Annotated in this window: 20 protein-coding genes and 1 pseudogene; 11 read left to right on the forward strand and 10 right to left on the reverse strand. The window is 47.3% G+C overall.

Going from position 1 to position 27,000, the window contains the following annotated elements; genetic code table 11:
- Positions 1–214 precede the first annotated feature (214 nt).
- From Q0882_RS06455 to Q0882_RS06475, 5 genes are all read left to right on the forward strand, one after another.
- Complete coding sequence (locus Q0882_RS06455; protein ID WP_299179240.1) at positions 215–586, forward strand: VOC family protein; 372 nt, start codon at positions 215–217, stop codon at positions 584–586.
- Between the two features lie 136 nt (positions 587–722).
- The gene (locus Q0882_RS06460; RefSeq protein WP_299179241.1) at positions 723–2,411 is read left to right on the forward strand and encodes a methyl-accepting chemotaxis protein; all 1,689 of its coding nucleotides are present in this window, start codon (positions 723–725) and stop codon (positions 2,409–2,411) included.
- A gap of 474 nt (positions 2,412–2,885) precedes the next feature.
- Complete coding sequence (locus tag Q0882_RS06465) at positions 2,886–6,443, forward strand: PAS domain S-box protein (protein ID WP_299179242.1); 3,558 nt, start codon at positions 2,886–2,888, stop codon at positions 6,441–6,443.
- 5 nt (positions 6,444–6,448) lie between these two features.
- Positions 6,449–7,474 (forward strand): two-component system response regulator, encoded by a 1,026-nt coding sequence (locus tag Q0882_RS06470; RefSeq protein ID WP_299179243.1) that lies wholly within the window; start codon positions 6,449–6,451, stop codon positions 7,472–7,474.
- A gap of 18 nt (positions 7,475–7,492) precedes the next feature.
- On the forward strand, positions 7,493–9,472 hold the full coding sequence (locus tag Q0882_RS06475) for a methyl-accepting chemotaxis protein (protein ID WP_299179244.1): 1,980 nt from the start codon (positions 7,493–7,495) through the stop codon (positions 9,470–9,472).
- Positions 9,473–9,728: 256 nt separating this feature from the next.
- On the opposite strand, the gene Q0882_RS06480 is transcribed toward Q0882_RS06475, so the two are convergent.
- Positions 9,729–10,163 carry a hypothetical protein gene (locus tag Q0882_RS06480; protein WP_299179245.1) on the reverse strand — a complete coding sequence of 145 codons (435 nt, stop codon included), beginning with the start codon at positions 10,161–10,163 and terminating at the stop codon, positions 9,729–9,731.
- Positions 10,164–10,372: 209 nt separating this feature from the next.
- Here Q0882_RS06480 and Q0882_RS06485 point away from each other — a divergent pair, with 209 nt between their 5' ends.
- Entirely contained in the window at positions 10,373–11,791 is a 1,419-nt protein-coding gene (locus Q0882_RS06485) for a PLP-dependent aminotransferase family protein (RefSeq protein WP_299179246.1), read from the forward strand.
- Here the strand turns inward: Q0882_RS06485 and Q0882_RS06490 are convergent.
- Positions 11,788–12,537: a spermidine synthase gene (locus Q0882_RS06490; protein ID WP_299179247.1), complete on the reverse strand. Its 750-nt coding sequence runs from the start codon at positions 12,535–12,537 to the stop codon at positions 11,788–11,790. The genes Q0882_RS06485 and Q0882_RS06490 overlap by 4 nt on opposite strands.
- A 131-nt stretch (positions 12,538–12,668) precedes the next feature.
- On the opposite strand from Q0882_RS06490, the gene Q0882_RS06495 reads away from it, so the two are divergent.
- From Q0882_RS06495 to Q0882_RS06505, 3 genes are all read left to right on the forward strand, one after another.
- Entirely contained in the window at positions 12,669–13,988 is a 1,320-nt protein-coding gene (locus Q0882_RS06495; protein WP_299179248.1) for a deoxyguanosinetriphosphate triphosphohydrolase, read from the forward strand.
- A gap of 58 nt (positions 13,989–14,046) precedes the next feature.
- Entirely contained in the window at positions 14,047–14,421 is a 375-nt protein-coding gene (locus Q0882_RS06500; protein ID WP_299179249.1) for a translation initiation factor Sui1, read from the forward strand.
- Positions 14,422–14,575: 154 nt separating this feature from the next.
- Positions 14,576–15,352, forward strand: a complete 777-nt coding sequence (locus tag Q0882_RS06505; protein ID WP_299179250.1) for a retropepsin-like aspartic protease — start codon at positions 14,576–14,578, stop codon at positions 15,350–15,352.
- A 1-nt stretch (position 15,353) separates the two neighbouring features.
- Here the strand turns inward: Q0882_RS06505 and Q0882_RS06510 are convergent, their stop codons facing one another.
- The 5 genes from Q0882_RS06510 to Q0882_RS06530 all read right to left on the reverse strand — a co-directional run bounded on the left by Q0882_RS06510 (position 15,354) and on the right by Q0882_RS06530 (position 21,731).
- Positions 15,354–16,559, reverse strand: a complete 1,206-nt coding sequence (locus Q0882_RS06510; protein WP_299179251.1) for a hypothetical protein — start codon at positions 16,557–16,559, stop codon at positions 15,354–15,356.
- A gap of 1 nt (position 16,560) precedes the next feature.
- Positions 16,561–17,358 carry an outer membrane lipoprotein-sorting protein gene (locus Q0882_RS06515; RefSeq protein ID WP_299179252.1) on the reverse strand — a complete coding sequence of 266 codons (798 nt, stop codon included), beginning with the start codon at positions 17,356–17,358 and terminating at the stop codon, positions 16,561–16,563.
- A complete protein-coding gene (locus tag Q0882_RS06520) occupies positions 17,333–19,723 on the reverse strand; it encodes an MMPL family transporter (RefSeq protein WP_299179253.1) in 2,391 nt (796 codons plus the stop codon). The genes Q0882_RS06515 and Q0882_RS06520 overlap by 26 nt, the downstream gene beginning before the upstream one ends.
- A 139-nt stretch (positions 19,724–19,862) precedes the next feature.
- Positions 19,863–20,609: a TetR/AcrR family transcriptional regulator gene (locus tag Q0882_RS06525; protein WP_299179255.1), complete on the reverse strand. Its 747-nt coding sequence runs from the start codon at positions 20,607–20,609 to the stop codon at positions 19,863–19,865.
- Between the two features lie 168 nt (positions 20,610–20,777).
- Complete coding sequence (locus Q0882_RS06530) at positions 20,778–21,731, reverse strand: hypothetical protein (RefSeq protein ID WP_299179256.1); 954 nt, start codon at positions 21,729–21,731, stop codon at positions 20,778–20,780.
- A gap of 138 nt (positions 21,732–21,869) precedes the next feature.
- Between Q0882_RS06530 and Q0882_RS06535 the strand changes: the two genes are divergently transcribed.
- Together Q0882_RS06535 and Q0882_RS06540 are read left to right on the forward strand one after the other, a co-directional pair.
- Positions 21,870–22,439: a DUF1285 domain-containing protein gene (locus tag Q0882_RS06535; RefSeq protein ID WP_299179257.1), complete on the forward strand. Its 570-nt coding sequence runs from the start codon at positions 21,870–21,872 to the stop codon at positions 22,437–22,439.
- A 4-nt stretch (positions 22,440–22,443) separates the two neighbouring features.
- Entirely contained in the window at positions 22,444–22,752 is a 309-nt protein-coding gene (locus tag Q0882_RS06540; protein WP_299179258.1) for a cytochrome c, read from the forward strand.
- A gap of 130 nt (positions 22,753–22,882) precedes the next feature.
- On the opposite strand, the gene nirD is transcribed toward Q0882_RS06540, so the two are convergent.
- From nirD to Q0882_RS06555, 3 genes and pseudogenes are all read right to left on the reverse strand, one after another.
- Positions 22,883–23,230: a nitrite reductase small subunit NirD gene (nirD, locus tag Q0882_RS06545; RefSeq protein ID WP_299179259.1), complete on the reverse strand. Its 348-nt coding sequence runs from the start codon at positions 23,228–23,230 to the stop codon at positions 22,883–22,885.
- 25 nt (positions 23,231–23,255) lie between these two features.
- Positions 23,256–25,763, reverse strand: a complete 2,508-nt coding sequence (nirB, locus tag Q0882_RS06550) for a nitrite reductase large subunit NirB (RefSeq protein ID WP_299179627.1) — start codon at positions 25,761–25,763, stop codon at positions 23,256–23,258.
- A gap of 117 nt (positions 25,764–25,880) precedes the next feature.
- A pseudogene (locus Q0882_RS06555) lies at positions 25,881–26,999 on the reverse strand (FAD-dependent oxidoreductase); the annotation flags it as partial.
- Between the last annotated feature and the right edge of the window lies 1 nt (position 27,000).

Below are 27,000 nucleotides of genomic sequence, written 5' to 3' on the forward strand. Positions count from 1 at the left end.
CATCTATATGAATTAAGAAGAGTGTCAGTTTACCGGCTGTGCGCTCTGTTTTTAAGTCTCATCTGCGGTTCTCAATTCCTATAGGGGGATGATAAACTTGGCAGAAGGTTTTTTGCTAATTGTCCCAACCGTTCTATATTTGTAAATACCTGTTTCTTAGCGGTCTATGCGCTCTTCTGCAGTGTTCGAGAGCCCCTCCCAAGTGAGCGTGGTTATGGTATTTACAGTCGGTAAGATCGATCACATCGTACTCAATAGCCTGGATATTGGTAAAAGCCTTCACTTCTATATTGATATTTTGGGCTGTGAGTTGGTACGTAAAGTTGAGACCCCCCCTCTTTATCAGTTGAGAGCAGGTGAATCGATGATTGATCTTAAGCCTGCCCAATATCGTGATGAACACGTAAATATGGACCACTTCTGCTTCCAGATTTCCCCTTTTGAACCTGAACGGCTCATCCCTTATCTGGAGGCGAAGGGTGTTTCATGTGGCTCCGTTGAGCAGAGGAATGGTGCGTTGGGCTTCGGTGATTCAATTTATATTGAGGATCCGGATGGAAATCGAATTGAGCTGAAAACCTCTTGACCTTCGTCAACGTAATAGGCGGCTTTTAGGCGTCGAATATCAGATAGCAAGCAGCAACAACTACAACTATAAAATAGAGCAGGTCAGATCGGGTATGGATGCTGATACTGACTAGCCAACCGGAGTGAATCAACCTATGGGAAACCTAACCTTAAAACAGAAAGTACTTCTCTTAACTTTGGTACCGTTAATAACGGTTTTGGCAGCGGTCATGTTTGTTGCCAATCTACAGTTAAGAGAGTTGGGGGAGCATCAGATCGAGGAGTTAAGATCTGAGCTGATGGAAAGTAAAAGGGACGCACTGAAAAGTTATGTAGATCTTGCCGTTTCATCGATAAAAGAGATCTATGACAATGCTGCAGTGGATGATCCACTAGCGGAGGAAGCGGCTCTCAAGGTGATGACTGACCTGAGTTATGGTGCCAAGGGTGATGGGTATATTTTTGTGTACACCTATGATGGTACTAATCTGGCAACGCGCCCTAAGCCTCAGTTGAAAGGTAAAAACCTGATTGATTTAAAGGATAAGAATGGTGTTCTGATCGTTAAAGAGCTCATTGCCGCTGCGCGTCAGGGTGGGGGGTACCTTAAGTATATTTGGACGAAACCCTCAAAAAATGCGGATGTAGATAAACTGAGTTATGCCGTGGGCTTAAGCAAATGGAACTGGATGGTGGGCACTGGCTTTTATATCGATGACATCGATGATCAGATCGCGATCGCCAATAAAAAATTGGAAGATGAGATCAGTAATACCATGATGTTCATTGTGCTGATTGGTGGTGGCTTTGTGATTGTGTTTGGTTTCCTTTCAGTTGTTCTGGCGAATGGCATTGCAAACCCTCTTGCAGCAGCAGTCGCTGCACTGAAAGATATCAGCGAAGGTGAGGGCGATCTGAGTAAAAGGCTGGATACCTCAGCAAAAGGTGAGGTGGGACAGCTGGCAGAAGGGTTTAATCGGTTCGCCGCTAAGATTCAGAACCTGATTTCGGAGGTAAAAGGCTCAATAACCGATCTCTCGCAGGCAACAAAACGCTTAAGTGGTGTGGTGGATTCAACCCGATCAGAGGTGGATGAGCAGCGTCGTGAGACTGAACAGGTTGCCGCAGCTATTCATGAGATGGCGGCGGCGGTGCAGGAGGTCTCAACCAATGCGACAAATGCATCGCTTTCTGCACAGGCAGCCGATGATGCGGCAATAGGTGGGCAGGGCGTTGTGAATGAGACGATTAACTCAATCCAGTCGCTACAAAATGGTGTTAATGCCGCAGCGGATGTCATAGAACAATTGGATAAAGATTCTGAACATATAGGGACCGTGGTCAACGTGATCAAAGAGATTGCGGATCAGACAAATCTGCTCGCGCTGAACGCTGCAATTGAGGCTGCCCGTGCGGGAGAGCAGGGAAGAGGCTTTTCTGTAGTAGCGGATGAAGTACGTACTCTTGCAAACAGAACGCAACAGAGTACCGATGAAATTCAGGAGATGATTGAAAAGCTGCAGACCGGAGCACGTAAAGCGGTGAATGAGATGGAGCGCAGTCGTGTGCAAACTGATGAAACGGTCGAAAAAGCAGGTCATACAGGTGAACAGCTTAATAGTATTACTACATCTGTTAGTGATATCAGTGGAATGAGCACACAGATCGCGACGGCTGCAGAACAGCAAACGTCGGTGGCAGATGAGTTAAGCAGAAGCATACAGCATATTGCTGATATCTCTGAGAAGGCCAGTGGCAATGCTGATCAGCTCTCATCAACTACAGCTGAAATGACTCAACTTGAACAACGCTTGGCGCATCTGGTCAACCAGTTCAAAGTCTGAGTTCATCTGGAATCAAAAAGATCAAGGATTAAGGCATTAGGGGTACTCCCTGATGCCTGTAATCTAGAGAGCGGCGTATCCACTATCCTACCTTCCATGGTTGTCCAAATACCTGTAACTACCCTTAAGTCCACAGTTCTATTCAAGGGTTGAAAATATCTTATTTACTAGCCAAATTTTAAAATTTAAACGACTGTTTAATAGATTAAAAACGTCAAATAATCTATCCGCTAATTGATGGATCAGATGAATAAGATAAACATCGCTGAAAACTTGTAGCTTCAGATATCTGTATTATAGTTTATTCTATGTCTGGCCCATTGAGGGTTGTGAGGCAGTAGTCTTGTTTGAAACTAATGTAAATTATAGTGTTGGTGGATATTCATTTTGAACTCAAACAAAGAAACCCTCAGATTTAGCGAGAAATCCTTTAAGTGGAAAGTCGGAAGTCTTGTAATAACCCTTCTTTTTATAATGCTATTCTCTTTCTTTCACAGTATTTACAACTACAAGCTGCAGAGTGGAAAGGTTCATGGTCATATTCAAGATGAGATCATTGCGACCGGTTTGTTGACAGTTATACAGCTCAATGCTGAATTTCGTGGTATTGGATTGAGGGTTCTTTCTGAAGAAACACATGCAGAGCCTATTTTAAAGCTGCTGGAAAAAAAACGACTGGATCTGATTACTGCCGTCAACGAACTCTCGCATTATAGTCAAGGTAGTCAACTGCAAAAGCCTTTAGCTCAGATTAAAAATAAGATTCAGACGGTTTCCAATGGCGATGTGTTGGGAGGGATGTTTACTGCTTCTGAGTGGATGGATTACAACAACGCATTAATAGAAAGCGAGATAGACCTTGTGAGCTTTGTATTAGAACCTGAAGGTGATCAAGGCTGGATAGAGTTCTTTTTGGCATTGCAGCGCGATGTTTCATATTTTATTCATTACGCAGGTTTAGAGCGCGCTTATATTAGTTCTAACATCAATATTTCGGATGATGTTTTCTACTCCCGTGATCTGTTTGTTAGCCAATCGGATCTGGAGTTTTACGAAAGTAGATATGATCTATACAGGCAGAAGATTGAAGATGTAAAGTTAATAAAAAATATTCCAGTTAGTATTAAAAATGATATTGATAAATTCCTTGATTTATATAATGGGGAATATAAGGGGTATAGAGCTAAGCTTATATCTTCTAATTTCAAAGGGGAGGATGTTTCTAAATGGTGGAGTTTAGCAACTCAATTAATTGATTCCGCAAAACAAGTTTCACAAAAAGCTAGTGATGAAATAAGTATTAACCATATAAATTCTCTTTCTTACTCCATTGATAAAAAACTCTATATCCTTATTGCTGAATTTTTTATAGTTCTTGTTCTGTTTGTTGTAATTGTTGGTTGGCTTGCGGCTCTTCTTTTAAAAGCAGTTCGTGATTTGAAGGAGGAGGCTGAAAGGTCACAAAAATATGCTTATGCTATCGATAGTAGCCCCTTGGGTATATTGATCGCGGACCCTGAAGGAAATGTAGAGTTTGCGAATAAAAGTTATCTTAACGATATGCTTATAGGTAAGGGAGCAGTACCTAAACATTTAAATGAGCTTTCTTTTAATTCAGAGGAATTGGGACAGTTACAGCAGTATTTTGACATCCAGTCGGTTTGGAGTGGTGAGATCAAGTATGACTCCGATGAAAGCGCAAGTACTTATGATGTACTGTCAGCCCCAATCTATGAGACAGAAACGGGTAGTTTTATCGGAAATTCAATCATCTTTAATGATGTTTCTGAGCAAAAGCAGCTTCAGTCGGCCATCCTCTCATATCAAGCTTCCTTAGAATCAAAGGTACAAGAACGTACTCGTGAACTTGAAGTCAGTGAAGCGAGAACACGTGCAATTGTTGATATGGCGGTTAATGCGATTATCACTATTGATCGCAGAGGGCGCATTGGCAGTTTGAATAAAGCTGCAGAACAGATGTTTGGATATCAGCCAGAGGAGTTGATTGGCAAAAACATCGCGACATTGATGCCGGAGCCCTATAGCTCGGAACATGATAACTATTTAATGCGTTACCAGCAGCAGGGTAAACCATTTGTCATTGGCTCTATCCGTGAAGTGGAAGCGTTACGTCGTAATGGTGAGATATTTCCAATTTCATTGTCGGTCAGTGAAGTTAAAAGCGGTGATGAGCACTTCTTTGTCGGTATGGTGAACGATATTAGTGAGCGTAAGGCTTTTGAAGAGAGTTTGCGCATCGCTAAAGAGACTGCAGAGCGTGTTAGTCAGATTAAGTCATCGTTTTTGGCGAATATGAGCCATGAACTCAGAACACCAATGAACGGTGTTATTGGTATGACAGAGGTTGTACTGGAAACTGACTTAAATGATGACCAACGTAAGCATCTTAAAATTGCTTTGGATTCAGCTAAATCCTTGTTGAGTATTCTTAATGAGGTATTAGACCTGGCTAAACTTGAAGATGGGCGTATGACGTTGAGTCGGATCGATTTCAGTCTCCCTTCACTTTTATCAGAATCACTCAATGCCCTGAGGTTTTCTGCTGAAAATAAGGGCCTGGAGTTCTCGGTTGAATGTTCGCCTAATTTGGCTGATTGGTTTAATGGGGATTCGATGCGTATCCGGCAGGTCCTAATCAATCTAGTGGGTAATGCGGTTAAATTTACCTCCCAGGGCTTTATTAAGATCAGTGTCCTGCCAGTCTCTCCAAATCGAATTCGCTTTGAGGTTGCTGACAGTGGTATTGGCATAGCGGCAGATCGTCTCGACCAGATCTTCGAAAGTTTTACTCAGGCGGACGATGGTATCAGTCGCCGATATGGAGGAAGTGGCTTAGGCACCACCATCAGTAAGCAGCTTGTTGAGTTGATGGGTGGGGATATTTACGTGGAAAGCACACAAGGGAAAGGCTCCATTTTCAGCTTTGAACTACCTCTTCGCCCTGTAAATCCAGATATTGATGCCGTTACAACCCACGATAGTGCTGAGCAGCCAGATGATTCCTCCCATGACCAGCTAAATATTCTTGTTGCCGAAGATCAACTGACTAATCAGGAGTTGGTAAAAATACGTCTGGAGGGGAAAGGCCATACAGTCACAGTTGTTGAGGACGGGATACAGGCGGTCGAAGCGGTAAAAGCTGGGGATTATGATCTGGTGCTAATGGATGGCCATATGCCACATCTGGATGGTTATGACGCAACTAAAGCAATACGCCAGTATGAAAGGGAAAGCAACATTAGTGCAACGCCAGTGGTCGCTTTGACAGCGAGTGTGATGCAGCAAGATCGTCAACGATGTTACGAGAGTGGTATGAATGGGTTTGTTGGTAAGCCGATAAACTTTGATGAACTCTTTGAGACGATTGCTGAAGTCATCGATACCCACAAGAGTACCGTGCCATCGACAAATCTGTCACCGGAACTAGCAGATGTTGATTTTGATGCTGGCTTGAGTATTTGGCAGGGAGCTGAGGATGTCTATCACAATGCATTGCTCAAATTTTCTAATAATCTAGAGTCAGAATTAGAGGGTTTGAAAGAGGCTGTTTCTAACAACGATATCCCTCAAATAAAGCATGTCGCTCACACCTTAAAAGGTGCGGCATCAAATCTTAAATTGTTAAAAGTGACAGAACTGAGCAAACAGGTGGAACTGGCAGTAGCTTTGGATGATGTCGATCCTACAAAGCTACATGCTCTTGTTGCTCAGCTCTTTGACGCAGCCCATGCATTAGGCTCTGTGCTGGTGCAGGGGGTTCTCTGCGCAGACGATGAAGTAGAGACTCGGGTCGACATTAAAGATCCGCAGGCAATTCTTGTTGTATTGAAAGAGATGGAGTTCGAAATCAGTAATGGTCAGGCGAGACCGGAAACCTTAATGACCCTGAACCAGCAGTTGAGTTCAGCTGAACTGGCGCGTTTGAAAGAGTCGCTCGATACATTTGATTTCGAAGCAGCGGCAGATGCAGTCAGAGAGCTTATCGACAGCATAGAAACGGTGGTTGAATAAACGATATGGCGTTCAATATTCTTATTGTTGACGATGAGCCGGTCAATCTATCCCTTTTAAGGCAGGTATTGGGTAGCGACTATAATCTCTTCTTTGCACGTAACGGTTTGGAAGCGATCAGCCGTGCAGAGAGATGTAATCCAGATCTGATTTTACTTGATGTAATGATGCCTGAAATGGATGGTATCGAAGCATGCAAACGCCTCAAAGCTAATCCCCGGTTGACCAGTGTTCCCGTGATCTTAGTGACAGCTCTCTCTAATGAGGAGAATGAGGAGAAAGGTTTTGCCGTGGGGGCGGTTGATTATATCAGTAAGCCTTTCAGTCCGGTTTTAGTTAGGGCGCGGGTTAAAACGCAACTGGCTTTATATGATCGACGCAAAGAGCTTGAGAATCTGGTGCAGGAGCGAACTCAGGAGCTTGAACTGTCACAGCTGGCGGCGGTACGTATGTTAGGTCGAGCTGCTGAATATAAAGACAATGAGACGGGTAAACATGTTATCAGGATGAGTCAATACTCTCGTATTCTGGCGCGGACAATTGGTTGGGATAAAACAGCAGCAGACCTCCTGATGCATGCTGCTCCGATGCATGATATTGGAAAGATTGGCATTCCAGATTCAATCTTGCGAAAGCCGGGAGCACTGGATGCCGGTGAATGGGAGGTGATGAGAAAACATCCTGAAATCGGTGCCCAGATTATCGCTTCACAAATTGATCTGGTTGCTGAAAGCAAACTATTAAGAATGGCAAAGAGCATCGCCCTTAGCCACCACGAAAAATGGGATGGATCCGGTTACCCTCAGGGATTGAAAGGGGAGGTAATTCCTGTAGAGGGGAGAATTGTAGCCATAGCTGATGTCTTTGATGCACTGACTTCCAAGCGTCCTTATAAGGATGCCTGGAGCGTTGAGAAGGCGATCGAGCTTCTGGTTGATCAGTCCGGGAAGCATTTCGAACCTGAACTGGTTGAAGCATTTATGAGTTCAATAGATCAAGTCATTCCAATTAAAGAACAGTGGCAAGATTGATAGTTTCAGGGTGATAACATGAAAAACATGAAGTTTAAAAATAAGCTTATTTTATTGGTGAGCCTCCCTCTGTTAGCGTTTGTTATTCTTGTCGGAATGACCATAGTGGCTAACGTAAAATTAAAATCTGAGACAGATACTTTAGAGCGGCTTGTCGGGTTTGTCACAAAGAGCAGTGCTCTGGTACATGAATTACAGAAAGAGCGTGGTGCTACAGCAGGTTTTATTGGTTCTAAAGGATCCAAGTTTAGCAGTGAACTCTCTGGGCAGCGCTCTTTAACAGATGAAGCACAACGGGCTTGGGGTGACTATTTAACAAGTGTCACGATTGAAGATCGCGAGATTAATGAAATTATAAATAAGGTTAAGAGTCAGTTATCGCAGAAAGATACTGTTCGTTCCCGGGTTGATCGTCTGGATATCTCACCTAAAGAGGCGATCTCTTTTTATACAGGCTTGAATAAAACTTTACTCTCAAGTGCGTCAACGGTAGCAAAGTTGAGTTCTGATTCAGAAATTAGTCGCCAAACTGGGGGATTTTATGCCCTGCTGCAAAGTAAGGAGCGCGCAGGTATTGAACGAGCAGTTCTGAGTAATGTTTTTGCCGCGGACTATTTTGCTTCTGGCTTATATGAGCGCTTTTTGCAGCTGGTAAGCCAACAGGAAGCCTTTAGCAGCCAGTTTTTGGCCACCGCAAGCAAGGAGCATGTTGAGTTTTATAATAATGCGCTATCTGTCGGTGCGGTTAACAAAGTAAAAGAGTATCGGGCTATTGCCAAAGAACGCTCCTCCATGGGGGGATTTAATGTTGAAAGCACTGAATGGTTTGGGCAGTCAACAGCGCGAATAAACCAACTTAAAAAGATTGAGAACACTTTGGCTGACAGTCTTATTCAGCGAGTGGTAGAGCTCAACTCAATAGCCAAGATGACTCTTTTGATTGAGTCAATCATAGCCATTGCCGTTATCTCGGTGGTTATTATTCTGGCGTTCTGGATGTCAAAACTGATCTCGGCTCAGGTTCAGTCGTTATCTGAAACGATGAAAACAGTACGTGAAAACGGTGATCTAGCTGTTAGGGCTGATGTCTTGTCAGAGGATGAGTTGGGCCAGGTAGCCGAAAATCTCAATACTACATTGGAAACCTTTGCTACTGCTGTTGGGCAGATTCGCACGACGTCTGTTCAGCTATCGGAGGGCTCCAGCCAGACAGCGGCAACCATTGAGGAAAACTCTACCAATCTATCCAGCCAACAACAGGAAACATCGATGCTGGCTTCTGCTATCGAAGAGATGTCCTCAGCTGTTCAGGAGGTCGCAAATTCGACAACCGCAGCTGCAGGCTCTGCGCAGGCGGCTTATGAACTCGCCTCTGACGGGGTTACCGTAATGCGTGGGTCTATTGAAACGGTGCATAACCTTTCTGAGGATGTGGGTCAGTTGAATGATCTGATCAACCGCTTGAATATCAGTAGTGCAAACATTTCTAATGTAGTGAATGTGATAAATGATGTATCTGAGCAGACCAACCTGCTCGCACTCAATGCCGCAATCGAGGCAGCACGTGCCGGCGATCATGGTCGTGGCTTTTCTGTTGTTGCGGATGAGGTCAGAACACTGGCTCAGAGAACTCAGGCTTCAACTACTGAGATCGATACAATTATCAAACAGCTCCAGGCCGAGGTGGCGCAAGCTGATAATATGGTTGCTGCCAGTAAGATCAGAATGGATGAAACCTTGAGTAGCAGTGAAAAAATGCAATCAGCGCTTGAGGAGATTAATACATCTGTGAGTGATATCTCTCAGATGTCTACTCAGATAGCGACAGCGGCAGAGGAACAGGTAGCCGTGATCACTGATGTGAGCCGTAGTGTTGCTCAGATTGATGTGAGCTCAGAAGAGATCGCTACGGGTTCGCAACAGATCTCTGCACAGGCATCCAGTCAAGCTGATATGTCTGTAGAGTTAGAGCGCCTAGTTAATCAATTTAAAGTCTGAGCCAGTTAGGTTGCAGCTGCGTTGGAGAGGTGTGTAATGGTGGCAGGGTTAACGGGTCAGAATGGCTAAACCAAATAAGAAAGGCCCTGTGACCACCGTAGATATCTATTGTGCTCACTGTAAAGCGCAGTTATATCGATATCGAAAAGGCGGCAAGGGAGCGCTGGTGAAATGCTTCAAAGAGAGAATCAGTGAAGATTTCACTCAGGCTCCCTGTCTCTGCCCCGAGTGCGGAAACCGCTTTGCCCGGGATACCTTAATCAGAGGTACGCCCGCTTACAAATTGATCGGTGGGAAGGTTTATTCCCGTTAACCTCTGTGCGGTGCCATGCTGTTTGTCAGCGATGTTTGGCGCGAGGCATCTGATCTGTCCTGCTACCCGGTAACGTTGATCTTCCTTTGGAATAAGTTCGCCACCCCAAATCAGGTGCGTGCTCTCAACACCGCCCTGCATCATCTCAGAGTGGTAGCTGCCACCTCTACATAACTCTCGGGCAGTATGGTGCCACTGTTGTTCCACGTCAGATTGTTTGCTCTCAGGGTTGCCAACATAAATGATCTCAAACTGGTCAGTTGCTAAAGGTGTAAATTTAAAGCCTGAATCACCGTTGTAAGGGTGATAGCTGCTATCACACCCTTGCAGAAGTAAACCGGTCAGCATTAAGGCTGCTATATTCCTTATAGAGTTCATATCCTCTCTCCGATTTTGTACTGGGTTAGGTTGTGCTCCCATCAGTACAGTTACTTGCTCAATCTTTAGTTAAATTTTAGTTTGGCGATCATTTGCAATACAGATTCAAAATAAATATTATTTTTGCATACAGTGTGAGCTGGTGTTAACTGTGCTCCATTTATTCTGTGAATCTGTCCTGTTTTATCTGTCTGTTGCGGTGAGAAAAAATGAAACTGTACGAAAAGCTATTTGATGAACTGTCCAGCAAAATTGAGCAGGGTTACTACCCAGTGGGTAGCAAACTACCATCCATACGTGCGCTGAGTCAGGAGAGGGGCGTCAGTATCTCGACCGTACAGGAAGCGTATCTGCGTCTGGAAGAGAGCGGCTTTGCTGAGGTGCGACCCAAATCCGGTTACTACGTGCAGACTCGGGGGGAGATGCCTGAGTTGCCTGAAGTAAGCCGACCTGCGCAGCGCCCACTGGAGGTCTCCCACTGGGATCAGGTTTATCATTTGTTAAACAACGCGAAGGGCAACGGCCATATTGCATTAGGTACGGCGATGCCTGATACGGATACCCCGACCCTGAAACCCTTGATAAAGTCGATGAGCCATATGGGAGCGCTCGCTCACGATAGTTTTCTCAATTACAGTGATATTCATGGCTCTGAGCGGTTACGTAAACAGATTGCGCGTTTGGCTGTCGATTCGGGCTGTAAGCTCCATCCGGATGAGATCATCATCACCAGTGGTTGTCAGGAAGCATTGGTATGCAGTCTACGCGCGATCAGTAGTCCGGGAGATATCATTGCAACAGATTCACCCAGTTTTTATGGATCAACTCAGGCGATTAAAGCGTTGGGGTTAAAAGCGCTTGAGATACCGACACATCCAGAAACGGGTATCAGCCTGGAGGCGCTGGAGATGGCGCTGGACCAGTGGCCTATTACTGCTATTCAGGTGACGCCTACCTGTAATAACCCATTGGGATATACCATGCCGGAGGAGCGGCGTAAGGCGTTGCTCAGACTCGCACAGCAGTATGATGTGCCGATCATCGAAGATGATATCTATGGTGATCTGTTCTACAAAGCGCCCCGCCCCAAAACGATCAAAGCGTTTGATGAGGAGGGGCGTGTATTATTGTGTTCCTCGTTCTCAAAGACTCTGGCGTATGGGCTCCGGCTGGGGTGGGTGGCTCCCGGGCAGTGTACCGAGCGTGTGTTACATAAGAAGTTTGTTTCGACCGTCAGCAGTCCACCCATACAGCAGGAGGCAGTGGCAGAGTTTATAGAGCAGGGGTTTTATGAGCGCCATATGCGCCGGATGCGGTCACAGTACCAGCTTGCGAGGGATATGATGATCGATCTGATTAAACGTTATTTTCCAGAGGGAACGCGCATCAGCTATCCCGAAGGAGGGTATCTGCTCTGGGTAGAGCTGCCTGTGACGGTTGATAGTGTCAAACTGAACAAGCGGCTGGAGGATAACAAAATCAGTATCGCTCCAGGGGTGATCTTTTCAGCTTCAGGTAAGTATAGAAATTTCGTACGTCTGAATTTTGCCAAGAAGCCGGATGAGCGAATTAAGGCAGCGCTTAAAACGGTCGCTACCGAAGTCAATCAGTTGATGCTTGAAGCCTAACTATCTGAATGATACTTGAGACGGTTGAGGGAAGCTGAGAAGGAAAACCCCATTTTCTGGCCCAATTCGCGAGCACGGTTTTTGAGGTATTTCCCCGAGCGATGATTTGAGGATCTACTGGCCAGGAGTACCCAGTTACCTGAGTTGGTTGTGCAGCTCCAGACATCGGCATAGAGTGATTTCAAATGTTGGAGGGCATCCCCCGTTTGATGTTCACGCCAGCAGTTGAGTACCAACCAGCCGTCAGATTTCAGAATCTCCCGAGTTCGGGAAAGGAATTCGGGTAAAAGCTGTTGCTCGTCCAGACCTTCTGCACTGTAAATATCACTCAGAATCAGATCCAGTTTGCGTGGCTGTGGCTTCTGCAAAAATTCAAAAGCATCCCCTATTTCCACCTTTAGACGGTTCCCCCGGGGTAACTGAAAGTATTTATAAGCAGCGTCCACCACGCCGGGGCGAAGTTCCACGACCTGCTGCTTGAGTTCAGGAAGGTGGTGGTGCATGCAACTGTTCAAGCTCCCTGATCCGAGCCCCAATGTAAGACAGCGTTTAGGTTCCATGAAGAGTAAAACTTGCAGCATGGCACGGGTGTAGTCATGTTGAGGAATCAATGGTCCGCTTTTTAACCAGCAACTCTGTTCGTCATGCTCACCAAATGACAGATAGCGCTTATTGCCATCATCGAAGATCCGGATTGGGCCAAACTCGTCATAACTGCGGTTGATCTCTTTGCCCGAAATAGCCATCGCTCTGTACAGGTGGGTTGTGGGTGCGCCATTCTATAGGGTAATAGGGGTGTTATTCCACTCTAGAAATTGAACGTTTAGCCGACAGCAATATCAGGTTCTTTAGCCTTTATATGATCTGGAGATGATTGATGCAGATGCAGTGGAAGCGGTTACTGACAACCAAGCGGTATGGTCATGCTGAGTTGACCGAGGATGAGATTGGCAGAAGCCATTTTCACAAAGATCAGGACCGGATCATCTTTTCCAGTGCGTTTCGCCGGTTGGGGCGCAAAACTCAAGTACACCCGATGTCCCTGAATGATCATATCCATACCCGTCTGACCCACTCGATAGAGGTAGGAAGCCTTGGACGGAGTTTGGGAATTCGAGTGGGGGAACAGATTCGCGATCAACTGCCCGAATGGGCTTCACCCTATGATATCGGGATGATTGTCCAGTCGGCATGTCTGGCGCATGATATCGGCAACCCCCCCTTCGGTCATGCCGGTGAGTATGCAATCAGGGACTGGTTTAAGCGACATGGAGAGAGTGAGCTTTTGGCTAATCTGTCAGAAGAAGAACGCCTGGATCTGATGACGTTTGAGGGCAATGCGCAGGGTTTTCGTGTGGTGACACGGATTGAAAATCACCTTTTTGATGGTGGGTTAAGGTTGACCTACCCAACTCTAGGAGCGCTGCTTAAATATCCCTGGAGTGCTGAATATGCAGGCCCAAAAGGGAAGTTTAGTGCCTATCAGACCGAGCTGGAGATCTTGAATAAGTTAGGGCGGGAGCTGGGGCTGGTACCTAATGGGGAAAATCGCTGGTGCCGTCATCCTCTGACCTTCCTGATGGAGGCTGCTGATGATATCTGTTATGCCATTCTGGATCTTGAAGATGCAATTGAGCTGAATATTCTCTCATTTAATGATATCAAGCCAATCCTCCTGCAACTGTGCGGTGATACCTCGTTCAATGATGAGATCTTTACCTCTCAAGCTTCAGCACGGCGGAAGATATCCGCATTACGGGGTAAAGCGATGGAGCATATGGTGGGCTCTGCAGTGGGCGCTTATCTGGAAAATCAGTCGGCGATAATGCGTGGTGATTATCAGGGAGAGCTGTTGGCAGATGGGGACCCAGAGGTGCGCGACGGCTTATACAAAGCAAAAACACTGGCCCATGAACGGGTATTTCCCGACACCCGTAAAACAGAACTAGAGGTTGGAGCTTACACTACGCTGGGTGTGTTGCTAGAAGCGTTCTGTCATGCTGTTTATGACAACAATCGTCTATGTGGAGAGGGGCTGAGTTACCGCAGCGATCGTATTATCAGTCTGATGGGGATCCATGCTCCCTCACCTCGCTTACCACTCTATAAAGCATACATGCGGGCTTTGGATTTCATCAGCGGTATGACCGATAACTACGCGACCTATCTGGCGCGCCAAATTGGCGGATTGAGTTAGGGCGTGCAGGAAAACTCTTTTATAATACCTCTTTTGATGAGAGAGAAAGGAACGGTCTGTGGCGTCTCTAAAAGATCAGCTAAGTGGTTTAGTGTATTCAACAGAAAAAGGCCAGCTTTGCTCAGGCTGCGGTGAAGCGGTGGATGCCTGCGTCTGTTCCGAGCTTGAGGATCAACAGCGACTTGAGGGTTTGGATGGCGTAGTCCGAATTCGCCGGGAAACGTCAGGCCGCAAAGGCAAAGGGGTTACCACGATTACAGGAGTACCGCTCCCTGAGAGTGAGCTGAAAACATTGGCGAAAAAGCTTAAAAAGGTATGCGGTACCGGCGGTGCATTAAAGGACGGTGTGATCGAGATACAGGGGGATCATCGGGAAAAGTTGAAAGGGATGCTGGAAAAAGAGGGTTTTACGGTTAAGTTGGCGGGTGGTTGAGATGGCAAAGAAAACCTGTACCCGCTGTATGGTGATGCGTTTTGCGTTGGTGTTTATGGCGATTGTGTTGCTGTTTATGCTGAATGGCCTGAGTGAATTTTTTGCCTGACTCTAGTTTTAGCTACACTTACAAGGAATGTTGAGAGCCAGTATCATGCCCACAAAACAGATTATTACTAAACTCTTTTTGCTTTACTGCATGCTGTCATTTTCAGAGGTACAGGCACGTATCTATGAATACAAAGATGACTCTGGCCGCAGGATCTTTGTCGATCGTCTTTCACAGGTTCCGGCGAAGTATCGTGATCAGCTCCGCAGTCGAGAAGAGGAGAAGGATCAGCTGGACCGGGCCGCTCTGAATCGTCTTCAGGTGGAGCGCAAAACCAAAAGTGCAGCGCTGAAAATTTCGGTTGAAAAAGCACGTATCCGTGAAGCGATGGAAAAATGGATAACCCCCTTTGAGTTGCGTGCTAATCAGATTCTGGTGCCTGTGACCGTGGTCTACGGGAGTCGCACGGGACAGTTGACGTTGGTGATGGATACCGGTGCTTCCTATACGGTGGTGCATAAAGATTCGATTAAACCCTTAGGGGCATATCTTCGACCCGGAGGGGCTGCGATGGTCGCGGATGGTAGTGTGGTAAAAACCCAACAAGTCACCTTTGATCGAGTGGAAATTGGCCCCTATAAATCAACGAATGTGACCGCTGGAGTACTTGATTTCCGAGGAGGGGCAACGGGAAGTGATGGACTTTTGGGCATGGACTTTTTATATAACGCCCGCTACAAACTGGATCGGGAAAACCAAAAGATCTATTGGGATCCAGAGAAATATCAGCAGTTGAAGGAGCAGCTTGCTGAACTTGAGAAGATGGAGCAGCAGCTGAATAATCCGCCAACTGCTCCTGATACTAGCCTGCCTAAGCGCTGATCTAGAAATAGCGCTCCAAAGTAAGCTGAAGATGGTCATCTTTGCGGATGCTGTAGCTCAGATCAGCAGGGTTATCGGTACTGAAAAAACGCCCATCGATACTGAGTTTGAAATTGTCACCAAAACGCCGGCTGGCCTCAATAATCACGCTCTGGCTATCATAATCCAAGTCATGACTGATCCCGGCGAGTAGCTCGGTACTTTCCGCATCATTCAAGGTGACTCGTGTACCCAGGAAGATATCATTTTGAATCGCAGCATCTGCCTCTTGCCCACGTTGGTCCCAACCATATTCAAACAATACACCCATATCAGCAGCGGAATCCCGGATACCATAAAAGGTGTACTCTAACCCTGCCTGAGCAGCCCAGAAATTTTCACTCCGGGTGTCCCGGTGAATCGTTTCAAACTTCCATAACCAGCTGTCGATCGTTGCCTGTAGATCAAAGCCGAGCTGATCCATCTGCTCATAGAAAGGAACCAGTACCGTCTGTCCGTTGATATCTCGGGCCAGTAGCTTGGGATCTCGGTTGGTGCCATGAAACCAGTACGCGCCCAGATCGAAATCACCCAGAGTATGACTCCAGCGGACAGCGGTATCGATGTGATTTTCCCCTGCACCTGATTCAAATTCAGCACGATTGGTATCAACAACAACCCCCGCTCTTAGACGTCCCTCTTCGCCGGGAAAGGTTCTCTCGCGAAATCCCGGAAGCAGGAAGAGGTCGATAATACCCCAATCCCGAACCAGAGAAAGGTTGATCATCTGCTGTCCCAGCTTATCCTCGCCATCGAAGTCCTCAACGGCATCGGTCTGATTGATCACATCAACCAGGTGCTGAAATTCGGTTACGCCCCAGAACACTTTCCGCAGGCCGGTTCTCAGTTCCCAGTCATCACCGATATGAACCCAACTCAACTCTCGAATATCTGCATGGGTACGCTCAGAGTCCCGTTCATCGACCCGCAAAAAGGGGGTGAATGTCAGAGAGTCAGTACCATCATTCCACTCCCAGAAAAACTCGGGCTCTACGGTGAATGATAGGTTCGTATCATAGTCCTGACCTTCAAACTGAGCGTCCTGGGTAAAGTAACGCAGATCCGCCGTGACCTTACCCGACATCTCATAATAGGTGTCAGCCTGAGCTGGCAAGGCTGTAAACAACCCCGCCAGAAACACCCAGGGTTTGAGTGTAAGAGTGCTCATATTAACGCGCCCGTTTCAGGGTGTTTTTGTTGAAGTCTTTATCCGATAACCCTGTTTTGAACTGGTAAGAGCCATACGTCAGGTCTGTACTTTTACCCGTCTGGTGGTTAACCATTTTCATTAGGTTCGGACGCCAGTGCTTCCCTTCATACTCATTGTAATCATGATAGGTAAGGGTTTTTAAAGGTGAGTTTTTACGATCGTAAAAAGCGATTTTCCATGGGCGATACTCCTCCTGATCAAGCCAGACAACACGACGTGTGTAACCTGAGTTCTTGTCCACAGGGTACTGTTCTACCACATAGCACTCGCCTCCATCACAGGCTTCATCCCGGATAAACTTATAAGTATATTTTTCGATCTCAAAAGAGGAGAGATCCTCATAAGCAAACTCAGAACCCATAAATGGGCCTGACTTATTACGCGATGCGATCCGCTTAACCCGTTTCAGAGCTGGCAGATAGAGCCACTGGTCATCGGCGCCAACGGGGTGGGAGAAGCTAAGAAAAGCGGTGCCTTTCACATCGCGAGGCTTATCAAAAACCGAGAGGCTTTTATCGCCATCACTTTCGACTTCAAGGGATTTCATTCTGATTTCACGAACACTTTCCTGACCCTGCTTATTGCGCAGGATCATGTTCATCTCTGCCTGCATATCCTGCCAGCCCAGGTCGCTGGCTTTCGCTTCTTCAGCGATACGCAGACCTTTCTCTTCGGGCGTTTCCGCCAGCGTGATGGTTGGAGCAGTGACAAGACCAACGATCAATAGGGCCTTAAACGGGTTGTTTAACAGAGTCATTGTTTTCTCCTTCTGGAATAGTTTGAGATGTGTCGATCGTAGTCTCATTGTTATCTGTATGAGGTTTGCCCTCTGTTTTCTCGTCAGATGCTTTGTCGAGCAGCATCAGCAGTGGAGGCAGGAACAGGAAGTCGACGATCAGCGCAATCAGTATGGTTAATCCGGTCAGGAGTCCCATGTCAGCGTTGAGTTTGAAGCTGGATTGAGCCAGTACCATAAACCCTGCAACCAGAACGATTGTGGTGATCCAGAGGGCGCGACCCACACTTCCGAATGCATAGCGAACCGCATCCTGACTGTTTTTATTGCGATCCCTGCGTGCATGTAGATATTTGCTCAGGAAATGCACGGTATCATCGACGATGATACCCAGTGTCATACCTGCCACGACTGAGAGGGCCAGCCCGATCTGTCCATCGATCAGGAACCAGACACCAAACCCCATAGCTGCCGGAGCCAGGTTGGGGATCAGGCTGATGAAACCAAATTTGACCGATTTCAAGGCGAATCCCAGAAGTACGGAGATCAGAATCAGCGCGAGTGTCGTTCCCATCAGCATACTGTAAATGTTGCGCTGACCAATGTGGGCAAACATCAGACTGGGGCTGGCGATAGAAACTTTATACTGCGGAGCATTCTCAGCAAACCAATTGTAGATACGGCTCTCCATCTCAATCTGCTGTGTGCTGGTCATATTCATGAACGTCGCGACAACACGGGTGGAGGACTTATCAACATTCAGCTGATTATTCAGGTCTAATCCGTAGGGCAGAGACATCTCGTAGAGTAGTAGGTACTGTGCGGACAGCTCTCGATCTGACGGTAACGTATAATATGTCGAATCATCGCTGTGCATATTTTTATTAAGACGTTTGATGGTATCACTCAGAGTGTTCACGTGATCCGTTTCAGGTTGGGCACGAAGCCATTCACTCAGATCGCCGATTGTTTTCAGGAAATCAGGGGCGTTGATGCCACTGGCCTCCTCACTGTCGATGGAGATCTCCATCGAAGTCATCCCAGACAGGTTATCCTGCATGTAATCAGTGGCCTGTCTGAAGGGAACCGTCTCATCAAAATATTTTACAAAATCGTCATTCAATTGATTCATCGGAACCAATAGAGCGATAACTGTCATGATCAGCGCCATACCCGGTAGCAGAATACGGCGTTTGGCGATAACGACACTGGCGATCCTGTTCATGGTGTCACTCTCACCCTCTTTGATCTGTTTAACCTTCAGTGGGAGGATGCGCAACAGTGCAGGGAAGATTGTGATCGAGAAGATAAACGCCAGCATGACACCCACTGCAACCATATTGCCAAGATCACGGAAAGGAGGGGAGTCGGAGAAATTGAGGCTCATGAAACCGATCGCGGTAGTGGCACTGGTCAGAAAGATTGGCTGGAAATTAATACGTAAGCTGTCCTGAATTGCCTGCTCTTTTTTAACGCCATGTCGCATCTCATAGAACATGGTTGTCAGAATATGGACACAGTCTGCGACCGCTAAAGTCAGTACCATAATCGGCGTACTCGCAGAGGGGCCGGTGAGGAAAAATCCGCTCCAGCCAGCCAGACCCATTGTTGCCGCAATGGAAAAGGCGATAACCACAACCGTTGCAATCGTGCCGCTGATTGTTTTCAGGAGGAACACCATCCCCAGAATGACCACCCCAAACATAATCGGTACCAGCGTGGCGTTATCGGTCAGTGAGGATTCCGCAAAACTGTTGTTCATCATCACCATGCCGGAGAGATGGACGTTCAGATCGGGATGGGCCGCCATGAAGTTCTCTTTCATCTCACGTACTTTTGAGACTACCTGAGGAACCTCAACGACAGGGTTCTCGCCCGGTAGTTGAACCGTGATGTTGACGACAGTGACATGTCCCTTTTCAGAGATCAGTTTATGTAGCATCAACGGTTCATTCACTGCAATCTCTTTCAGACGTGGCATCTGATCATCTGACAGGGTTGAAGGATCCAGCACCAGATCCTCAACAATCATGTCATCTTCTTCTGACCAGGTATGTTGAAAGTTGGTGATTGAGTCAACCCGAGTAGAGTAGGGGACCTGCCAGGACTCTTCAGTCAGTTGATGAATGGCTGCAAGCGTCGTCGGTTTAAAGACATTGCCATCGTCAGGGGAGATGATAAAAGCGACATTGTCGCTCTTACTGTATATCTTCTGCATCGATTCAAATGCGGTCAGTTGAGGGTTCTCCTCACTGAAAAACACCCGGTAATCGCTCTTAAAGACCAGGTTCTTAGCACCTGATGCAGCACCCACGACTAACAGCACAGATAACAGTATCACCCAGACTGGATGATCTATTACAAATCGGAAAAATCGATCTCTCATTTTCCTGCTCCAGAATCCCTTTGTTCAGGGGTTGATTGCTCTTTTGGCAATTTATTTTATTGTTTTTTAGTGACGAAGCGTCACTAACCATCTTTAAAAAAACGGTGAAAGACACCGTTTTGAGTAATAATTGAGCTTGTTAAGTTGGCGCTGATTGCGCTCTTAGCTGTTGAACTTCGTCAGCAAATAGCTCTTTTTTGAACCGTTCAATCGTCTCTTGCCAGTTGTGATCCTGAGTAAAGGGTTGCCAGTTCAATCCATCCAGAAGAATATTACTGTGATTGATCAGCTCTCTCTCCAGCTGCATCTCGACCCTGACACTGCAGCGGTCCAGCGATTCATGCAGGAGTGCAATGGTTCCAAAACTCATTGACCAGAGAGAGAAGGCAACCTGAGCCGGACTAAGGTGAGGTAACAGGTTCAGTTCACCGGATGCCAACCCGGAGGAGATCACTTTTAGAAGCCCCCCCAGCAGTCTGTTTTCCAGCTCAAGATGTTCCTCCTGACGCTTCTCAGTGGACTTCTCTCTGACAGAGGGGGTCTTGGCTGAGATCACCAACATAAACTCAGTTGGATTAAGTTGAGAGTGCAACATGTAGGCATAGCCGACCGCCAGCATCTTTTCACGGCTACTTCCGTCATAGGTGATTGCTCGCTCAAATAGTGCCGCTACATTCTCGACACTGCGGTTGCATAAGCCAGTTAACAGATCTTCCTTGCAAGTGAAATGGTTATAGATTGTCCCCTTGGAGTAGGGAAGGCGGGCAACCACTTTGTCGATCGTGAGACCAGCAACACCCAGCTCTGAGATAATCTCAAGAGCGGTTTGCATGATCTCCTCTTCACGGGCATGGAGGGTTGTTTCATCAATGACTTTAGGGCTCATACGATCCTGAATTATTAAGTGACGATGCGTCACTAAAAAATAATCTTTATCGTAATTTAGAGCAAGCAGTAAATCTGCAACAGATTGTATTGATGAGTGCAACAGAGGTAAAACTGGGTAAATAAGTGGGAGATATAAAAAGAAAGGCCGCAGATGCGGCCTTAGGGATTAGAGGTCAGCTTCGGCAAGCTTTAGGTCAACAATCGATTTGAGCAGTTTGAATAACCGTATAGAGGCATCGATCTCCTCTTTACGGTTGGTCAGGCTCTCGATGTTGAGACCGATAGGGATATTCAGCGGCATTATGGCTTCCAGTATCTGCTCCAAATTATTCCGGCAGATACGGATCGATTCCTGTAGCGGGCTATGGGCATCCATAATTCTGAATCGTGTTGCTTCAGGGACCGAGATACCCAACCACTCCATAAACTCCAGTGTCTTAGTACTACCGCAAGGCGTAAATGTCAGGATGACTCGCTTGGGTGTAGTGCCATTGTCTCGACACTTTCTGGCGTAGCTACTGAGCATGTCGATGGTCGCCTGAGCATCGTAGACTGCCTGTGAAACGAAGAACTCGCAGCCCTGTTCTGTTTTACTGATAAGCCGCTCATGTTCATTGCGTTTGGACGCATGACGTTCTGCGATGGTGACACCACCTAACTGAAATGCAGCCGGATGGTCTGCTATGGTCGCGTAGGCATCATTCAGGCTCAGTTTAATATCGCCCTCAGAGGAGGGGCTACCAACCAGTACTGTGTCACGTACCCCATATTCATGCCAGGCTTCATCAAGCCATTGCACAAATGCTTCTTTGTCACGCTGTGAAACACTTTTATAGGTGATCACCGCTTTGTCTGCTTTTTCTCGTAACAGCTTTGAGTACGCGCGTGGGTCCAGGGTCTGCATATAGGGGAATGGACGTGGCATATCGATACGGCTGCTCTCATCCTGAATGTCATAGACAATCAGACCGTCAAAGTCGACATGCGCTAATCGGTCCAGCAACTTATCAGCGATATCAGATGTTGCTTGCTCTGTTGTGCTCTCTTTGGGTGGTGTGGTCCCAAAAAGGTAGACGCCGCGGCGGCTATCACTAAACTTTGTTCTCAGATCCTGTTTCATTGTAGTGTTGTACTATCTAAGCTTTAATTGCTGATTATTCTAACAATTAATTTTATTCATGTGTTTAAGTTATAAGATGAAAGTTTTTATAGCAGAGTTGAGCAAATTTAATAGGTCGTTGCAGATGGGGGGTGTGGTATGACAGAACAGCAGTTTGACCTGACTCAGGTAAGCAAGACCATTGAAAAAGCGGGAGGTGGGATACCTCCACTGGATAAGTGGAATCCAGATTTCTGTGGTGATATCGATATGCGAATCGCCCGTGATGGGAGATGGTATTATATGGGTACTCCCATCGGCCGATTAGCGATGGTAAAGCTGTTTTCCACAGTTCTCTGGTTTGAGGATGACAAGTACTTTCTAAAAACCCCGGTGGAGAAGGTTGGTATCCAGGTTGATGATGCGCCCTTTCTGTTCACAGAGGTGAGCCAGCGCATGGGGGAGCAAGGGGTGGAACTCTGTTTTACCAGTACGACCGATGATGAGGTCATCTTGGGAAAAGATCATCGGTTGTGGGTCGACCTCTGTCCCGAAACAGGAGAACCTTCACCTTATATCGATGTGCGTTTTGGTATGAAAGGGCTGATTCATAGAAATGTTTTCTATCAACTGGTCGAGATGGCGGAAACGGTTGAGAGCGATAGAGAGAGTAGGCTGATGATAGAGAGCCAGGGAGTGCAATTTATGCTGGGTAAGCTGGATGGTTAAGCGAATGAAGTTATACAGGTATGGGCTGGTGCTGTTCTGCATCGGCTTGGTTGGGTGTGGCGATGATAAGCTTCCTGAGAATGCTAACGGTAAAGAGCTCTATACATACCATTGTTCGGGATGCCATAAATCTTCAGGTCGCGGAGATTTTATCAAAGGGGTACCTGCGAATTCGGCGACTAAACTGAGCGAATATCAGATCGCTAAAATGATCCGCCATGGTGATGTTAAGAAGCCGGGCATGCCTGTGTTTGATAATATCAGCCGGGAGGAAGCGGCGTTGATAGCAGGTTATGTGATCAATCAACTTTAAAAAGCGCAGGCAAGATGCCTGCGTAAAAATGTCCAATGTGGCTTCACATGGACCGTCCTCTAGAAAGCATGGGTATGAGTCATTCCAGACGTAATTCTCCCCATCCCTGGGGTATTTGAATATTTCGAGTTCAGGATTGCAGAATCTCTACTACATGCCCTTTCAATCTGATCGGCCATACTGGCAGGTTAACTTCATTATCTTCAAAACAGAGTCCTGATTTTAAAGAGAAATGCTGTTTGTATAGCGGTGAGGCGACCATCGGCTCCCCTTGACGATCACCGATCAGGCCGCGGGCTATGATATTGGCGCCACTAAACGGATCGTGGTTTCCCACAGCAAAGACCTCCTCCTCGAAACCGGGGATATAAAACAGGGCGACTTGCTGATTTTGAATGAGGGCTGCAACCCCCGAGTGGGGAACCAGATCATCTTTCCCACACACTTTTGTCCAGCTGGCTTTTGGATTTGTCGTCATGAGTATCTCCTTTATATGTGCAGAGTTAGAGTGGACGGATCTGATCACGCTCGATGATATGGACGATCTGAGGGTCCACCTGCTCATCGGTATTGACGAAAGTGCGGAAGCGCTTAAGCTTCTCCTCATCTTCCAGAGTGGATCTCCATTCACACTGATAGGTGCCGACCACATGTTGCATCTGTGCCTCAAGTTCATCTGCAAGTTCCAGTTTGTCGTCGATCACCACCTCTTTCAGGTAATCGAGCCCTCCTTCAAGGTTATCCATCCAGACCGATGTACGTTGCAGACGGTCGGCTGTTTTGATGTAGAACATCAGGACTCGGTCGATATAGCGGATCAGTGTCTGATCATCCAGATCCGTTGCAAATAGATCGGCATGACGGGGCTTCATCCCTCCATTGCCGCAGACATAGAGGTTCCAACCATTCTCAGTCGCAATGACACCGATATCCTTACTCTGGGCCTCTGCGCATTCACGGGTACAGCCGGACACTGCAAATTTGATCTTATGCGGAGCTCGTAGCCCCTTGTATCGGTTCTCCAGCTGAATCGCCATTCCGGTGCTGTCGTTGACGCCATAGCGACACCAGGTACTGCCAACACAGGATTTAACGGTTCGAAGTGATTTACCGTAGGCGTGACCTGTTTCAAAACCTGCATCAACTAACTCCTTCCAGATCAGAGGCAGTTCATGAAGTTGTGCACCAAACAGATCTACCCGTTGTCCACCGGTTATCTTGGTGTACAGGTTGTATCTCTTTGCGACCTGCCCCAAAACGATCAATTTATCGGGTGTGATTTCGCCACCTGCGACCCGGGGGACAATAGAATAGGTCCCGTTTTTCTGCATATTCGCCATAAAGGTATCGTTGGTGTCCTGCAGGCTGACCAGCGGTTTCTCCTGAATATGTTCGTTCCAACAGGAGGCAAGAATTGAACCAGCAGCAGGTTTACAGATCTCACAACCAAGCCCCTTACCATGCTTATCCAGGAGATCAGAGAAGCTGCGAATCCCTTCAACCCGAATAATGTGGTAAAGCTCCTCACGGGTATAGGAGAAGTGTTCGCAAAGCGCTGTATCGACTTCGACCCCCCGTTTAGACAGTTCATTGTCTACCACGCTTTTTAACATCGCAGCACAACCACCGCAGCCAGAGGCTGCTTTAGTGGCATCTTTTACATCGGCTGCACTATTGGCACCTGCATCGATGGCGTAGCAGATCTGACCTTTTGTGACATTGAGGCAGGAGCAGATGGTGGCTTCGTCCGGGAGGGCATCTGGTCCGAGTGCAGGTGCTGCCGCCCCATCCAGCGAGGGCAATATCAGGCTTTGAGGTTTATCCGGTAGTTCGATGCCGTTGAGTGCATATTGCAGCAGGGTGTCATATTTGCTGTTATCGCCCACCAACACTGCGCCGAGTAATGTGCTACGGTCTTCAGAGACCACAATGCGGTAATAAACCTGCTCATCCTCATCCAGATAGCGGTAACTAATACTGCCGGGGGTTTTACCGTGCGCATCACCGATAGAGCCGACATCAACACCCAGCAGTTTCAGTTTGGTACTCATATCGGCACCCGTGAAGGCTTGCTCTGTACCCCCAATGGCAGCGGCTGCAGTTTTGGCCATGGTGTACCCAGGAGCCACCAAACCAAAAATCTGATTGTTCCAAAGAGCGCATTCACCAATCGCATAGATATTCTTGTCAGAAGTTCGGCACTGATCATCTACTGTGATGCCACCCCGCTCACCGACAGCCAGATCACAACCCCGGGCCAGAGTATCCTGAGGACGAATTCCTGCGGAGAAGAGGATGAGATCGGTTTCCAGATAAGAACCATCACTAAAATTCATCCGATAGCGGTGAGTCTCACCGGCAACGATCTCTGTCGTGGCTTTATTGCAGTGCACATCAACGTCAAGTGATTCGATCTTAGATTTAAGCAGAGCCCCACCATCCTGATCGAGCTGAACCGGCATAAGACGCGGTGCAAATTCCACGACATGAGCTTTTAGCCCTAAGGATTTCAGTGCGTTTGCCGCTTCAAGCCCGAGCAGACCGCCGCCGATAACCACGCCCACGTCTGAGCTCTCTGCGCAGATCTGAATTTTATCCAGATCTTCAAGGGTGCGATAAACAAAGCAGGCCTCACCGTCATTTCCCGGAATGGGGGGGACAAATGGGTATGATCCGGTCGCGAGCACAAGTGTATCGTAGGGGTATACTCCTTGCTCGGTGATGACCTGCTTTGTATCGCGATCGATCTGCGTGGCACCTTCACTCAGGTGAAGTTGCACGCCATGTTGTTCATAAAAGTTGTCTTCAATCAGGCACAGATCTTGATAGCTTGATCCACCAAAGTACTCAGATAGATGTACCCGATCGTATGCACCGCGAGATTCCTCAGCTAATACATGGATTTCATAGTCGCCAGCAGCTTCGCTGGCGACGAAGTTTTCAATAAAGTGGTGGCCCACCATGCCGTTCCCGACAACAACTAACTGACGTTTGCTGGAATTAGTAGTCATAGATGCTATACCCATATTTTGTGTCTGAATGTGCTGAGCGCAGAACGGGCTGCCAAACAACAGCTGTTGTCTGCAGGCACTCAAATCGTTATGTGCTTTAAGTTGTTCGAAATACCACTGGCCTTCACGGACATCACCGTAGAGCACTGCACCGACTAGGCGGTTATCCTTTAACCAGAGTTTTCTGTATTCGTTGAGTTTGATATCGCGATAAATCAGGGTGTCTGTTTCTTCGGTATCGCGTAGATCTCCACAGGAGAAGAGCTCAATTCCGCTGATTTTTAGCTGTGTTGCAACGGCTTCTTCCTGATAACGAAGGGGATGGCCGAGCAGGTTGGAGATCAAAGTCTCAGCCTGCTGCCAGATCGGTGCAACCAGACCGTAGGTGAAGGCGTCAAACTGACAGCACTCACCGAATGCGAAGATATCTGGATCTGACGTTTGCATCCGGTCATTGACCAGAATTCCACGTTCTACTGCCAGTCCGGCCTCTTGCGCCAATGCGGTATTGGGCAGAACACCGATGGCTGTGATCACAATATCTGCTGGTAATGTTTCGCCGGATCTCAGCAAAACTGAGGCTACACGCTGTTGGCCCTCAATAGCTTCCGTCTCTGCGTTCAGACGGAACTGTATGCCCCTGGATTTCAGGGAACCGAGCAGGAGATCTGCTGCAGACTGATCCAACTGCTTATTCAGCAGGAATTCACCCCGGTGAACGACGGTGACATCCATCCCCAGTAGCCGTAGACCTTCTGCGGCTTCTAGGCCTAAAAAGCCCCCTCCGATCACAACCGCGTGCGAGTGTTTAGCTGCCAACTGCTGCATCTGTTCGACATCTCTGAGCGTACGGAAACTCATCACGCCCGTTAGGGTTCTACCCGGAACAGGGATCGGAAGAGGATGGGAGCCGGTCGCAATAATCAGCGTGTCGTAATAAATATGTTTATGTTGCTGGCTGATCACCTGCTTATGCGTACGGTCAATCTGGATGACTGGATCGTTACAGTAGAGAGCAATCCCCTGTTCGGCGTACCATTCAGGTCTCAGGGTGACCACTTTATCCCGCTTGAGCTCATTCCCAAGCAGGGGAGATAGAAGAACCCGGTTGTAACTACCCCCTGGCTCTTCACCAAACACCGTTATGTCAAACAGATCTGGAGCACGCTCGGTGAGCTGCTGTAACAGGCGACCTGTTGCCATACCGTTTCCAATGATGACCAGACGATGTTTCATG

The organism is uncultured Neptuniibacter sp., from assembly GCF_947498015.1.
GTDB lineage: Bacteria > Pseudomonadota > Gammaproteobacteria > Pseudomonadales > Balneatricaceae > Neptuniibacter.

Excerpts from the sequence above, each read along its gene's own strand:
- Q0882_RS06455 (WP_299179240.1), top strand. The coding sequence starts at position 215 with ATGGTATTTACAGTCGGTAAGATCGATCACATCGTACTCAATAGCCTG.
- Q0882_RS06460 (WP_299179241.1), top strand. The coding sequence starts at position 723 with ATGGGAAACCTAACCTTAAAACAGAAAGTACTTCTCTTAACTTTGGTA.
- Q0882_RS06465 (WP_299179242.1), top strand. The coding sequence starts at position 2,886 with ATGCTATTCTCTTTCTTTCACAGTATTTACAACTACAAGCTGCAGAGT.
- Q0882_RS06470 (WP_299179243.1), top strand. The coding sequence starts at position 6,449 with ATGGCGTTCAATATTCTTATTGTTGACGATGAGCCGGTCAATCTATCC.
- Q0882_RS06475 (WP_299179244.1), top strand. The coding sequence starts at position 7,493 with ATGAAAAACATGAAGTTTAAAAATAAGCTTATTTTATTGGTGAGCCTC.
- Q0882_RS06480 (WP_299179245.1), bottom strand. The coding sequence starts at position 10,163 with ATGAACTCTATAAGGAATATAGCAGCCTTAATGCTGACCGGTTTACTT.
- Q0882_RS06485 (WP_299179246.1), top strand. The coding sequence starts at position 10,373 with ATGAAACTGTACGAAAAGCTATTTGATGAACTGTCCAGCAAAATTGAG.
- Q0882_RS06490 (WP_299179247.1), bottom strand. The coding sequence starts at position 12,537 with ATGGCTATTTCGGGCAAAGAGATCAACCGCAGTTATGACGAGTTTGGC.
- Q0882_RS06495 (WP_299179248.1), top strand. The coding sequence starts at position 12,669 with ATGCAGATGCAGTGGAAGCGGTTACTGACAACCAAGCGGTATGGTCAT.
- Q0882_RS06505 (WP_299179250.1), top strand. The coding sequence starts at position 14,576 with ATGCCCACAAAACAGATTATTACTAAACTCTTTTTGCTTTACTGCATG.
- Q0882_RS06510 (WP_299179251.1), bottom strand. The coding sequence starts at position 16,559 with ATGAGCACTCTTACACTCAAACCCTGGGTGTTTCTGGCGGGGTTGTTT.
- Q0882_RS06515 (WP_299179252.1), bottom strand. The coding sequence starts at position 17,358 with ATGACTCTGTTAAACAACCCGTTTAAGGCCCTATTGATCGTTGGTCTT.
- Q0882_RS06520 (WP_299179253.1), bottom strand. The coding sequence starts at position 19,723 with ATGAGAGATCGATTTTTCCGATTTGTAATAGATCATCCAGTCTGGGTG.
- Q0882_RS06525 (WP_299179255.1), bottom strand. The coding sequence starts at position 20,609 with ATGAGCCCTAAAGTCATTGATGAAACAACCCTCCATGCCCGTGAAGAG.
- Q0882_RS06530 (WP_299179256.1), bottom strand. The coding sequence starts at position 21,731 with ATGAAACAGGATCTGAGAACAAAGTTTAGTGATAGCCGCCGCGGCGTC.
- Q0882_RS06535 (WP_299179257.1), top strand. The coding sequence starts at position 21,870 with ATGACAGAACAGCAGTTTGACCTGACTCAGGTAAGCAAGACCATTGAA.
- Q0882_RS06540 (WP_299179258.1), top strand. The coding sequence starts at position 22,444 with ATGAAGTTATACAGGTATGGGCTGGTGCTGTTCTGCATCGGCTTGGTT.
- nirD (WP_299179259.1), bottom strand. The coding sequence starts at position 23,230 with ATGACGACAAATCCAAAAGCCAGCTGGACAAAAGTGTGTGGGAAAGAT.
- nirB (WP_299179627.1), bottom strand. The coding sequence starts at position 25,763 with ATGACTACTAATTCCAGCAAACGTCAGTTAGTTGTTGTCGGGAACGGC.